The 12,384-nt window shown below is 64.3% G+C and carries 10 protein-coding genes; 6 read left to right on the top strand and 4 right to left on the bottom strand.

What is annotated here, in order from left to right:
* Positions 1-197: 197 nt before the first annotated feature.
* The 4 genes from gabT to LQ788_RS16840 all read right to left on the bottom strand — a co-directional run bounded on the left by gabT (position 198) and on the right by LQ788_RS16840 (position 4,616).
* Entirely contained in the window at positions 198-1,562 is a 1,365-nt protein-coding gene (gene gabT, locus LQ788_RS16825; RefSeq protein ID WP_231442966.1) for a 4-aminobutyrate--2-oxoglutarate transaminase, read from the bottom strand.
* Between the two features lie 207 nt (positions 1,563-1,769).
* Positions 1,770-2,972 (bottom strand): CAF17-like 4Fe-4S cluster assembly/insertion protein YgfZ, encoded by a 1,203-nt coding sequence (gene ygfZ, locus LQ788_RS16830; protein WP_231442968.1) that lies wholly within the window; start codon positions 2,970-2,972, stop codon positions 1,770-1,772.
* 1 nt (position 2,973) lies between these two features.
* Positions 2,974-3,573 (bottom strand): nitrobindin family protein, encoded by a 600-nt coding sequence (locus tag LQ788_RS16835; RefSeq protein ID WP_009883682.1) that lies wholly within the window; start codon positions 3,571-3,573, stop codon positions 2,974-2,976.
* 239 nt (positions 3,574-3,812) lie between these two features.
* On the bottom strand, positions 3,813-4,616 hold the full coding sequence (locus tag LQ788_RS16840) for an ammonia permease (RefSeq protein ID WP_231442970.1): 804 nt from the start codon (positions 4,614-4,616) through the stop codon (positions 3,813-3,815).
* 323 nt (positions 4,617-4,939) lie between these two features.
* Here LQ788_RS16840 and LQ788_RS16845 point away from each other — a divergent pair, with 323 nt between their 5' ends.
* The 6 genes from LQ788_RS16845 (at position 4,940) to pstS (ending at position 12,346) form a co-directional block, all read left to right on the top strand.
* The gene (locus tag LQ788_RS16845; RefSeq protein WP_231442972.1) at positions 4,940-5,743 is read left to right on the top strand and encodes a class I SAM-dependent methyltransferase; all 804 of its coding nucleotides are present in this window, start codon (positions 4,940-4,942) and stop codon (positions 5,741-5,743) included.
* 135 nt (positions 5,744-5,878) lie between these two features.
* Positions 5,879-6,841, top strand: coding sequence for a winged helix-turn-helix domain-containing protein (locus tag LQ788_RS16850; RefSeq protein WP_275902076.1), 963 nt, complete (start codon positions 5,879-5,881; stop codon positions 6,839-6,841).
* Positions 6,838-7,779 (top strand): mycothiol synthase, encoded by a 942-nt coding sequence (gene mshD / locus LQ788_RS16855; RefSeq protein ID WP_231442974.1) that lies wholly within the window; start codon positions 6,838-6,840, stop codon positions 7,777-7,779. The genes LQ788_RS16850 and mshD overlap by 4 nt, the downstream gene beginning before the upstream one ends.
* A gap of 4 nt (positions 7,780-7,783) precedes the next feature.
* Positions 7,784-9,928, top strand: a complete 2,145-nt coding sequence (locus LQ788_RS16860) for an RNA degradosome polyphosphate kinase (RefSeq protein WP_231442976.1) — start codon at positions 7,784-7,786, stop codon at positions 9,926-9,928.
* Positions 9,925-10,899: an NUDIX hydrolase gene (locus tag LQ788_RS16865; protein ID WP_231442978.1), complete on the top strand. Its 975-nt coding sequence runs from the start codon at positions 9,925-9,927 to the stop codon at positions 10,897-10,899. The genes LQ788_RS16860 and LQ788_RS16865 overlap by 4 nt, the downstream gene beginning before the upstream one ends.
* Positions 10,900-11,242: 343 nt before the next feature.
* A complete protein-coding gene (pstS, locus tag LQ788_RS16870; RefSeq protein ID WP_231442980.1) occupies positions 11,243-12,346 on the top strand; it encodes a phosphate ABC transporter substrate-binding protein PstS in 1,104 nt (367 codons plus the stop codon).
* Positions 12,347-12,384 lie beyond the last annotated feature (38 nt).

Raw genomic sequence — 12,384 nt, forward strand, 5'->3', positions numbered from 1 at the left:
GTGCACAACCCGGACCATCCCCCTTTGGAACCGGTGATATCACCCCGTCTCCTTGACCTGGTGATATCACCGCGGTTGAGCACCACTCCACAACACGCTGACGGCGGCCCAGCTACCAAGTACTTGGTAGCTGGGCCGCCGTCAGGTTCTGGAGCGAGTTTGGGCGCTCTGGCTCAGGTCGAGCCTGGGACTTCTCCTCAGCCGAGGATCTCGCCGAGGCCTGCTTCGATGACGTCGAATGCCTCATTGAGCAGTTCGTCGGAGATCGCCAGCGGTGGCAGGAAACGCAGGATGTTGCCGAAGGTTCCCGTGGTGAGCACGAGGACGCCGTTGTTCGCACAGTAGTCGGCGATCTTCTTGACCAGGTCGGGGTTCGGATCGATCGAGTCGTGCGCGACGAACTCGGCGGCGATCATGGCACCACGGCCGCGGATGTCACCGACCTCCGGATACGTGCTCTGGAGCTTGGTGAGACGTTCGGTGATGATCTCGCCGATGTGAGTGGCGTTCTCAACGAGGCCGTCGTTTTCGTAGGACTCGATGGCGCCCAGGGCAGCCGCACAGGCGACAGGGTTGCCGCCGTAGGTGCCGCCGAGGCGACCCGGTCCGACCGAGTCCATGATCTCCGCGCGACCGGTCACGGCCGAGAGCGGCAGACCGCCGGCGATGCCCTTCGCCGTGGTGATGAGGTCGGGGACGATGCCCTCCCATTCGGAGGCGAACATCTTGCCCGTGCGAGCGAAGCCGGCCTGGACCTCGTCGGCGACGAAGACGATGCCCTTCTCGCGGGCGTACTCGACCAGCGTCGGCAGGAAGCCTTCGGCCGGGACGATGAAGCCGCCCTCACCCTGGATGGGTTCGATGACGATCGCGGCGACGTATTCGGAGCCGATCTGCTTCTCGATCATGGTGATGACGCGCTTGGCCGCATCCTCGCCGCTGACCTTGGTGCCGGCCGCGTCGTTGTCGCGGAACGGGTAGGACATGGGGGCGCGGTAGACCTCACCGGCGAACGGACCGAAACCGGCCTTGTAGGGAGCGGCCTTCGCGGTCATCGACATGGTCAGGTTGGTGCGACCGTGGTAGGCGTGGTCGAACACGACGACCGCATCGCGGCCGGTGTGGGCACGGGCGATCTTGACGGCGTTCTCGACAGCCTCGGCGCCGGAGTTGAGCAGGATCGAACGCTTCTCGTGATCGCCGGGTGTCAGGCGGTTGAGCGCCTCGGCAACCTCGACATAACCCTCGTACGGATTGACCATGAAGCAGGTGTGGGTGAACGCTTCGAGCTGTTCTGTTGCACCCTTGACCACGCGGGGGTTCGAGTTTCCGGCGGTCGTCACGGCGATGCCTGCACCCAGGTCGATGATCTGGTTGCCGTCGACGTCCTTGAGGATTCCGCCGCCGGCGGCGACGATATAGGCGGGCAGGCTCGAGCCGACTCCCGGTGCTACTGCCGACTTGCGTCGTTCCTCGATCTCACGGGACTTCGGCCCGGGGATCTCGGTGACGATCTTACGTTCCTGCGGCAGAGCTTCGCCGCCAATTTCCAAAGCTGTCATAACGAGAAGATTAGAGCCTATCGACGGTTCTTGTCACTTACCGTCCGCAGGCTGGTCAGATCACGTGAAACTCGGAACCAGACGATGCGGATTCCGTTGCCGTCGGTGCAGCTGTCAGAGCATGCAGAACGTGCTCACACAACGGTTCCAGACCGCTGAGCGAACCGAGGCTGCAGATTCACCCGCGGTTTCCGTCGAGGTCGAAATTCAGCGGTTCTGATTGCGCATGTCGACGTCTCTGTTGCGGCTGGGCAGGTCGAGATCGTGTTCGCGCACGGGCGCGACGATCGTCTCCTGAGCTCCGACCACACGGGCCGCATCCTCACCGAGATCGAAGCTGAGCTCCGCCTCGGCGGAGAGATTGCGCTTGACCACTGCCAAACCGATCGGACCCAGCTCCCAGTGGAGGGCGACCGAGGACAGCTGACCCACGGAACGCTCGGCTCCGCGGACCTCAGCGAGCACCTCGGCGCCGGCTTCGGGCTGAATGTGCCCGGATCCGTCGAGATGGACGAAGACGAGCCGACGAGGCGGCTGGCCGAGGTTGTGCACGCGTGCCACGGCCTCCTGGCCGCGGTAGCAGCCCTTGGCCAGGTGCACCGAGGTGCGCAGAAGATCGAGTTCGCCGACGAGCGACTTGTGGTCGATTTCGTTCACACCGGGACGCCAAGCGGCGATCCGCAGTGCTTCCCAAGCGTTGTAGCCGGCCATCGTGAAATCATTCGCCGAGGCGGCCCGCAGGTCAGCGCGGGCGATGATGCCGATGACGAACTGGGTCTCGAGCCCGGGGTGATCCTCCCCTGCCACTCCGAGGCCGAGATCAACCTGAGCGTACGAGGCCGAGCCGGTCCCGATGTGCGGCCAGGGGTCAGTCCACAGCTGGGTCACCGGCAGGCTGTCCGGCAGGGTGACGAGTGCGCCGATGCATTGGAACTCGTCGCTGACGTCCTCGATCGTCACCCGCATCATGAAGACCATCTTGCGCAGGAATTCGAGGGTGTCGTCGGTGCGCAGCTCGCTGATCGCCCACAGCGATTCGCCGTCGTCGACGAGCTTCAGCCAGCCTTCGATGCGGCCGTTCGGGTCAAGGACCAGAGTCTCTGTGGCCACGCCCGGGGCGAGTGTGTCGAGCTTCTGCGTGGTGATGGAGTTCAGCCAGGTGAGGCGATCTGCTCCGCTCAGACGCAGAACACGCAGATGAGGCAGATCGACGATCGCGCCCTTTTCCAGCAGTGCCCGCTGTTCACGCAGCGGTGAACCGTAGTGCAGCGGCGTGTGCGCCAGTTCGCCTTCGCCTACGACCGCGGTGGAGCTCAGCGGACGGCTCAGCGATGAGGGACGCGACTGCGCTGCCTGTGTCTCTGCAGCGTCGGCTTCGCCGTCATGTGCGTTCGAGTCGGGGTCGACCATTTCAGGCAATCTTCTTCAGTCGGGCTGAGGAGTGGGTGGCGAGTTCGTGACCCAGCGCGGCCATGTCCCAGGCCCACATCAGCTCTCCTCCGACGAGGCCGTACATGCGGGTCGAGGCCGTGTACTCCTTCGCGGTCTTGGTCCGGGCGACGACGTCGGTGGAGAGGTCGATGCGCGGTCCCTTCACGTGACCTGCGTAGAGTTCCATCACTCCGTGAGGGTGGACGATCTCGGCTTCGATCTCGAATCCATCGTCGTTGGTGCGCAGAGTCTCCACGGCAGCCGCCGTGGTGAAGCTCGGGTCCTCGGTCGGAATGAGCATTCCCGGGCCCACGTCACCGGCATCGCGCGGACGCACGAGCTGCCAGATCCCCGTCTCCAGGGTCAGCGTCGACTCCAATTCGCCGTCTTCACTCAGCAGCCACGCATGCGCGGTGTACTGCAGGAACGGAGTTCCGGGGTGGGCGGTGAATTCGACGCGCTGCCCGAACTGCTTCTCAGGGGTGTCTGCGTAGCCGACGACTCCGACACCTTCCCACGAACCGATCAGCCAGGACAGGGGAACGAGCTCGGGATGTACCGAGGAATCAAGTTCGATCATTGAGTTCAGCGATTGTCTTTGAACAGCGCCGTGACGACCTTGACTCCGACGCCCAGGGCGCCGAGTGCGGCAATGCCGACGAGACTGGAGAAGACGATTTCGAGAGCGACGAGGTTATCCATGCTCCCAGTCTACATTTCCATTCCGCGAAGCGCGCACCCAGCCCGAGCCCAATGCCCGACCCCAGATCGAGGTCCGGCCCGGGGTCTGCATGGCGAGCGCCCGGCCTCAGACCGAGGTCACAGAGCGATGCGCTCGAGGGAGTAGACGACGACACCGCCGAGGGCGATGGGGGTCGCGCCGAGCGCGAGTTGGACGGCGAAGCTGCGAGCCTTCTCCACGTTCTTCTTCAGCTCGATGTTCTGGGACAGCTCAAGGCTCACGGCCTGATATTTGCTGTGGGCGATGAGCCCGAGCATGCGGTCGACGCCGGCGACCAGGAGGCCCATGACAGCACCGAGGATCAGCGCGACAGGCAAGCTGAGAGAACTTTGGAAGATGAGGACCGAGAGGATCCCAGCAACCGCGGTCGACATCGCAATCGCCAGCGGTGAAGTGTAGATCGCAGGCCAGGGCAGGGCCGTCATGCAGCCTGCGACGATGAGCGAGATGAGACCCACGACGATGGATTCTTTGTCTCCGGGCACGGTGATCGCTGCGACCCACGTACTCGCGGACAAGGCGATGACCACGCCCGCGACCTGCGCCGAGACGTTGGCCACGGCGTCCGAAGCCCCCATCCCACGGGTGAGGTTCTGCACGAAGGTCCACAGCAGACCGAGACCCGCCAGGACCGGGAGCCAGTCCAGATAGGGTGCCGTGTCGTCGCGGAACGCCGCGAGCAGTCCGGCCACGCCGAAGAGGAAGAGCATGATCGAGGTCGCTCGGGGCTGCGGCGAGTCCGTGAGCCGCGGCCAACCGTAGGCGACACCGAAGACGATGAGTCCCGTCGCAAGCAGGAACAAGGTGTAGCCCCAGTACACGGAGGCACTGAGGGCCAGGGCCAGTACCAGGGCAACAGCTACTCGAATCCATCTGATCACAGCACTATCGTGCCTTACTCGGCCGCGAGTACGCGATTTGAGCAGGTATCGGCGATCCCTCACCGAGGCTCCAATCACCCGCGATCACCGACTGTCACGGGCAGCAAGCCGCCCTTGACAGACAACAGGCCGCCTTTCACAGTCACCAGACCTCCATTCGCGGGCATCGGGCATGAGTCACGGCCGACCCTGGTCACGCCTTCGGACACCGACCTACGCTGATTCGCACCAGTTCAAACAGATCGAACAAGGTCAAACGGATCGCACCAGTTCATCCACATCGTGCAGAGCCCAGGCCCGGACGGGCAGCAACGGAGGACACCATGACAACCATGAAGCCAACCTCAACAGACGACCAGCATCACTTCGACATCGGCTCGGACCTCGGAGCGCAGCAGCTCAATTCACTCTCCGCCCTCTTCGACGGGACCACCCGTTCGGTCCTGAGCACCCTGCCCCTCCCCGCATCACCGCAGTGTCTGGAGATCGGGGCAGGAAACGGCTCAGTGGCCCGGATGATCGCCGAGCAGACCGGCGGGCAGGTGGTGGCGATCGACCTCGACACAACACACCTGCCGCGAACGCCCGGAGTCGAACCGCACCGTCACGACATTCGCGAGGGAGTCCCCGCCGGCCCCTTCGACCTCATCCACGCACGGCTCGTCCTCACCCACCTGCCCGCGCGACGAGAGATATTCGCCCAGCTCATCGATGAGCTGGCACCCGGAGGTTGGCTCGTTCTCGCCGACGTCGGCCTCGCCGACGAGCTGCTGGTGGCCCCGGAGGAAACCGATCATGATGTCTGGCGCAAGTACAATGATGCGGCGTACCGGCAGGTCGGTCCGGCCGCCGGACACGACTATCTGTGGGCCGAGCAGACCGAGGCAGCCATGTTCGGTGCCGGGCTCAGCGAGGTTTTCGCAGAGCACCTCGTCCCGCTTGCCCGCGGCGGCGGCCCCTGGGCCGTCTACCAATCCAACCTCAGCAAGCAGGCCGAGGCACCGCTCCTGGCCACGGGGCTGAGCACGACGGATATGGACCGCTATCGCGCCATGCTCAGTGACCCCGAATTCCGTGCGCGCTTCTTCTCACTGACATACACGGCAGGACGCAAGCCGAGCGCATAACTGACTCCTCCTCTCCAGCGACTCAGCGCCCTTCCCTTCCCGGCTTTGGGAAAGCACACCTTCGCACCCTCGGTATACTTTCCCCAGGCCGCATCTTCTGCGGCCGCACCGAGTCAGAGGAGGTGGGTGGAGCGCATGCGAATCCTGCACATCTGCCCCACCGCCCGACTCGAATCCCCACTGGCCCCGGAATCCCTGCAGTACCTCGGCCATCAAGTCGAACGCCTCGGCCTCGATCAGCTGAACTCGGCACGCACCGATCTGAGTGCTGCCGACGTCATCGTCGCCGATGCCTGCCTTGACCTGTCCTTGGCCCCTGCCATCGCCGAGGCGGTGGCGCGGGCTCACATCAGTGCTCCGATCGTCGTCGTGCTCAGTGAAGGCGGCCTGGCGACCGCCTCGGCGAAGTGGAATGTGTCCGATATCGTCCTCACCACCGCTGGCCCCGCCGAGGTGGAGGCCCGCCTGCGTCTGGCCCGTGACCACCACCTGTCGACGCCGTCACACGAGGGTGCATCGCGAGGAGGAGGCGGCGGCGCGAGCACAGCGGCGACCGTGGCCACGTCGGGAACCTCACGCGCCGAGGCTGCATACGGCGGTGGCCCGTGGATCAGCGAGGGCGACCCCATGGTCGTCGTCAGCGGCGCCCTGCGCATCGATGAGACCGCATTCACCGCGCACCTCGGCAAACGCAGCCTCGACCTGACCTACCGCGAATTCGCCCTGCTGAAGTTCTTCGCCATGCACCCCGAGCGCGTCTTCACCCGTGATGAGATTCTGCTCGAGGTATGGGGAGACGACTACTACGGCGGCACCCGCACCGTCGATGTGCATGTCCGCCGTGTGCGTGCGAAACTCGGCAAAGACTTTGAGAACGCCATCCACACCGTGCGCTACGTCGGCTACCGTTTCAGCCCCGACTCAGCAGCAGCCCGCGGAGACTCCGCTAACGTTCACGATGACCCCGCGGCTGCCCACGACGGTGGAGCAGTCCCAAGCACCGACGACAAGTCGGAACCCGACAAGGCGTCGGAACCCGACGAAGAATCGCCACCTGAAGCACAGCCGGAGTCGAACGAGGAGGACCTGAAGGTATGAGAATCGAAGCCAGCGGAGCCGTGATGGGGACCCCGATCGCCACCCTCGCCGAGGCGGAGCTGACCTTCCTGGACCACGTGGCAGCGGCCGATGGGTCCGCCGAGATCTCCGGCGGGCTTCTGGCCATCGCCACCGGTGAGGACGAATCGCATTCGGCACAGACGGCGTCGAGCGTCTGGCGGGTCTACGCCGACGACGCTCTCATCGGTTTCGGCATCCGCGCCCTGCAGGGCGATCGCCATGCGGCCGAATTCCTCATCGCCCCTGATCATCGCGGCCAGGGCCTCGGCGAGGAGCTGCTGTCGACGATCCTCGACGAGGAACCCTCCTCCTGGTGCTGGTCGCACGGCGACCACCCCGCAGCCCAAAGACTCGCAGACAAGCACGGGCTGGGCCGCGACCGGGTGCTCTATCAGATGCGCACCGAGTCCGGCCTCAACCTGGACGACCTGCCGCAGACCTCGGCCCCCGACAACGTCACGATCCGGTCCTTTTCCCCGGGCGATGAGGAGGGGTGGCGGCAGGTCAACAATGCGGCCTTCGACTGGCACCCTGAGCAGGGGTCGCAGACGGCGGAGGACTTCGCCGAGATCATCCAGGCGCCCGACTTCGATCCGGATTCGGTGATCCTCGCCACCCGAGATGATCAGGTCATCGGATTCCACCAGACCAAGCTCACGGACTTCGATGATGAGGGCCGCCTCGGCGAGGTCTATGTTGTCGGGGTCGATCCGAGCGTCCATGCCAAAGGCGTGGGCAAGGCACTGACGATCGAAGGCATGCGGCGGATGGTGGCTGCCGGAGCGAAGGTGATCGAACTCTACGTCGAGTCCGACAACGCACCGGCGCTAGGCTTGTACGAGCGGCTGGGATTCCATGTCGCGGTGGCGCATGTGTCCTATGCGCCGGCTTCCTCGACCGAACGCAATCAGGAGTAGAGCGATGTACGACATCAGCGCAGTCGGAGCGGAACTGGGTCTGCCGGATCCGGAGGATCGATTCCTCGACCGAGAACTCAGCTGGTTGGCGTTCAACGAGCGTGTCCTCGACCTCGCCTCAGACCCTGACATGCCGCTGCTGGAGAGGGTCCGCTTCCTCTCGATCTTCGCAACCAACCTCGACGAGTTCTTCATGGTCCGCGTCGCCGGCCTCAAACGCCGCATCAACACCGGCCTGGCCGTGCCCAGCGTCACCGGGCGGATGCCGCTGCAGGTGATGCACGCGATCGGGGTCCGGGCCCACGAACTCATGACCCGCCATGCCGCCCTGCTCAAGGACGACATCGGGCCCCGCCTCGATGCGGAGTCGATCACGAAGGTCCAGGTGGACGAGCTCACCGAAGACGAACGTGCCCGGGTCGACGAATTCTTCGCCGGCCATGTCTTCCCCGTCCTCACCCCGCTCGCGGTGGACCCGGCCCACCCGTTCCCCTATATCTCGGGACTCTCGCTCAACCTCGGCGTCCTTCTGCGCTACCCGGACTCCGGCAAGGAGCTCTTCGCCCGGGTCAAGGTGCCGCCGCGCCTGCCCCGGTTCTTCAATGTCGCCACGGCCACGGACCGCCCCGTCGGCCGCGATGTCCCCGCCCGCTTCGTCGCGCTCGAAGACATCATCGCCGAGCACCTCGACACTCTCTTCGAGGGGATGGAGATCATCCACCACTCGACCTTCCGCGTCACCCGCAATGAGGACGTCGAGGTCGAAGAGGACGATGCGGAGAACCTCCTCAAGGCTCTGGAGAAGGAGCTCCTGCGCCGTCGCTTCGGTCCGGCGGTGAGGTTGGAGATCACGGAGAACATCCATCCCCGCGTCCGCGAGATGCTCAAGGACGAACTCGGCATCGACGAGAACGAGATCTACCAGCTGCCGACCCCGCTCGACCTCTCCGGCATGTCAGACATCGCCGATGTCCCCCGCGATGACCTGCACTTCCGCAAGATGGTCCCGCAGATGAACAAGGATCTGTCGCTGCGCGAATCCAGCGACCAAGTCGACGTCTTCGCAGCCGTGAGCAATCGCGACATCCTCCTCCACCACCCCTACGACTCGTTCTCCACGAGCGTGCAGGCGTTCCTCGAGCAGGCGGCCGCGGACAAGAACGTGCTCGCCATCAAGCAGACGCTCTACCGGACCTCAGGTGACTCCCCGATCATCGATGCCCTCGTCGACGCCGCACAGGCAGGCATCCAGGTCCTCGCCGTCGTCGAGATCAAGGCTCGCTTCGATGAGGAGGCCAACATCACCTGGGCGCGCAAGCTCGAACGCGCCGGTGTCCATGTCGTCTACGGAATCGTCGGCCTCAAGACCCACGCGAAGCTCTCCCTCGTCGTCCGTCAGGAGGCCGAGGGTCTGGCCCGCTACTGCCACGTCGGCACCGGAAACTACCACCCGAAGACCGCGCGCGGGTACGAGGACTTCGGGCTGCTGACCAAGGACAAGAACGTCGCCGATGACCTGACGAAGCTGTTCAACCAGCTCTCCGGATACGCTCCCTTGGCCGAGTATTCGCGTCTGCTCGTCGCACCCACACGGGTCCGGTCGGGACTGACCGAGCTCATCGACAAGGAGATCGCCATCGCCGAGGCGGGCGGTGAGGGCATGATCCGGATCAAGGTCAACTCCATCGTCGATGAGGCGATCATCGATGCCCTCTACATGGCCTCCCGCGCCGGGGTCAAGGTCGAGGTCTTCGTCCGCGGCATCTGCGCCCTGCGACCGGGCATCCCCGGGGTGAGTGAGAACATCACCGTGCGCTCCGTCCTCGGCCGCTTCCTCGAACATTCGCGGACCTTCGTCTTCGGCAACAACGGCGATCCGCTCGTCTACATCGGCTCGGCGGACATGATGCACCGCAACCTCGACCGACGCGTCGAAACGCTCGTCGAACTCGTCGCCCCGAATCACAAGGCCGAGATCATCGAACTCTTCGATCTCGCCTTCGCGGACACCACCTCGGCGTTCGACCTCGCCGCCGACGGCAAGTGGACGCGCAGCACCCACGACGATGAGGGCAACCGTCTCGCCGAGTATCAGACGGAGCTCATCCGCCGACATCGCAAGCGCCGACAGATCGGGGAAGAGGCTTGAGCGCGAAATCGGTCGGTTCCGCGCAGGCATCCTCGCGCGTCACCGCCGATATCCTCGCCGCCGGGGCCCTGTGCTGGCGCCAGGGCAGCGAAGGCATTGAGGTCGCACTCATCCACCGCCCCCGCTACAACGACTGGTCCTGGCCCAAGGGCAAGGTCGAATCCGGAGAGACCCTTCCCGAGACTGCTGTTCGTGAGGTCAAAGAGGAGACGGGACTCGACATCACCCTCGGCGTTCCCCTGCCCTCAGCCGAGTACATGGTCGGGGGAAAGAACCTCAAGAAGGTCTTCTACTGGTCGGCTCAGGTCAAGAGCGATCACACCTTCGCGCCGATGAGCAAGGCCGAGGTCGATGAGGTGGGATGGTTTCCCGTCGGCGAGGCTCGCACGAAGCTGACTTCCTATGCCGATCGCGACCAACTCGATGCCCTGGAGAAGTACGATGCGACCAACGCGCTGCGCGCCTGGCCGCTGATCCTCGTCCGGCACGGTAAGGCCTTTCCCCGCGCGAAGTGGCATGAGACGGAGCACGTGCGCCCGCTGCTGGCGCTGGGCACCCGCCAGGCCATGGCACTGACCGGGCTGCTCTCGGCATGGGGGACGAAGAAGCTGATCTCGAGTCCGTGGAAGCGGTGTGTGGCCACGCTGACCCCCTTGTCTGCGGCGACGGGCAAGTCGATCAGGAAGGTCTCGTGCCTGAGTGAGAAGGCAAGTTCGGCGAACCCCGACAAGACCTCGCGGTTCATCGAGAAGCTGTTGGAGAAGGGCAAGCCGGTCATCTACTGCACCCACCGCCCGGTCCTGCCGCTGATCCTCGCGGTCTATGCCAAGCATGCCCCGCAGCGCATCGCTGAGAAGCTGCCGCAGGAGGACCCCTACCTCAAACCCGGTGAGATCATCGTCGCGTATGTGCGTCCGGGGGCTGTGCCTCGCATCGTCGAGTTCGAACGGATCCGCCCGATCGACGCCTGAGGCTGGGCGTGTTCGTGGCTGGTCCTGGGCTTGTTTGCGCCCGGGTTTCGGCGTGTTTGCCTCAAGATTTCAGCGTGTTCGCCACTGGACTTCGCCCGTAATGACTGGTCACAGCGTCATCCGAAATTCGGAGCTTCGCCCCTCCGACTTGTCGTCCCGACAATGATCCTTTCATGAATTCGCGGGTGCCTGTGATGGAGCACTCACCCGGACTTGAAGCCTTCAGGATCCATTCATCTTCCATTCACTTTGCCACTCCCCGAGCTTTACACACGATCCTTAGCGTGTAACACGAAAGATCGAGCAACCTCGAACAGTGTTCTCATATTCGAAAGGCATCTTCGTGAAGCTGAAGCACCTGGCACCCTCCGCTGCAATCCTCGCAGCCGGCGCACTCACCCTGTCGGCATGTGGCGGAACCTCCGCCACCGGAGAGGAAGCAAGCAGCGGTGGCGACAGCGACCTGCAGGGCACCCTCACCGGCATCGGCGCTTCCTCGCAGAAGGCTGCGATGGACGCCTGGACCGCCGACTTCGCCGCGGAGAACTCCGGCGTGACTGTCAACTACTCCCCCGATGGCTCGGGTGCAGGCCGCGAGCAGTTCCTGGCTGGAAACGCTCAGTTCGCCGGTTCTGACGCTCACCTCGACGATGACGAAGTCAAGCAGGGCAAGGAAGCCTGCGGCGCCGATGGAGCCTACGAGTTCCCCGTCTACATCTCCCCGATCGCAGTGGCGTTCAACGTCGAAGGCGTCGACGAACTCAACCTCGCACCTGCAACCATCGCCAAGATCTTCAAGGGCGAAATCAGCAAGTGGAACGACAAGGCGATCAAGGCCGACAACCCGGATGCCGATCTGCCTGACACGAAGATCACCGCCGTCCACCGCGCCGATGACTCCGGCACCACGGAGAACTTCGCCGAGTACCTCAAGGCCACAGCCGAGAAGGACTGGGACGCTGAGGTCAGCGGAGACTTCCCGAAGGACTTCGGTGGCGAGGCCGCACAGGGCACCGATGGTGTCGTGCAGACCGTCTCCGACACCGATGGAGCCATCGGCTACGCTGACGCCTCCGCTGTCGGTTCGCTGAGCAAGGCCAAGGTCAAGGTCGGCGACGAATACGTCGAGCTCTCCGCCGATGCCGCTTCGAAGGTCGTCGACGCTTCCGACAAGGTCGAGGGCCGCACCGAAGGCGACCTCGCCTTCGACCTGGCTCGCGACACCACCGAGTCGGGCGCCTACCCGATCGTCCTCGTGTCCTACCACGTCGTCTGCTCGTCCTACAAGGACCAGGAGACCGTGGACATGGTCAAGGCCTGGGAGAAGTTCGTCGTCTCCGAGGAAGGACAGAAGTCGGCAGCAGACTCCGCTGGCTCGGCCCCATTGTCTGACGACCTGCGTTCGCAGATCGAAACCGTCATCGATTCGATCAAGGTTGAAGGCTGAAACTTGGCCACTGACCTGCAGAATTGATCAGTCGAGAA

It is taken from the genome of Brevibacterium zhoupengii, from assembly GCF_021117425.1.
In the GTDB taxonomy this organism is placed as follows: Bacteria; Actinomycetota; Actinomycetes; order Actinomycetales; family Brevibacteriaceae; genus Brevibacterium; species Brevibacterium zhoupengii.

Bases quoted from the DNA above. Each gene is read 5' to 3' on its own strand.
- gabT (WP_231442966.1), bottom strand. From the start codon at position 1,562: ATGACAGCTTTGGAAATTGGCGGCGAAGCTCTGCCGCAGGAACGTAAG.
- ygfZ (WP_231442968.1), bottom strand. From the start codon at position 2,972: ATGGTCGACCCCGACTCGAACGCACATGACGGCGAAGCCGACGCTGCA.
- LQ788_RS16835 (WP_009883682.1), bottom strand. From the start codon at position 3,573: ATGATCGAACTTGATTCCTCGGTACATCCCGAGCTCGTTCCCCTGTCC.
- LQ788_RS16845 (WP_231442972.1), top strand. From the start codon at position 4,940: ATGACAACCATGAAGCCAACCTCAACAGACGACCAGCATCACTTCGAC.
- LQ788_RS16850 (WP_275902076.1), top strand. From the start codon at position 5,879: ATGCGAATCCTGCACATCTGCCCCACCGCCCGACTCGAATCCCCACTG.
- mshD (WP_231442974.1), top strand. From the start codon at position 6,838: ATGAGAATCGAAGCCAGCGGAGCCGTGATGGGGACCCCGATCGCCACC.
- LQ788_RS16860 (WP_231442976.1), top strand. From the start codon at position 7,784: ATGTACGACATCAGCGCAGTCGGAGCGGAACTGGGTCTGCCGGATCCG.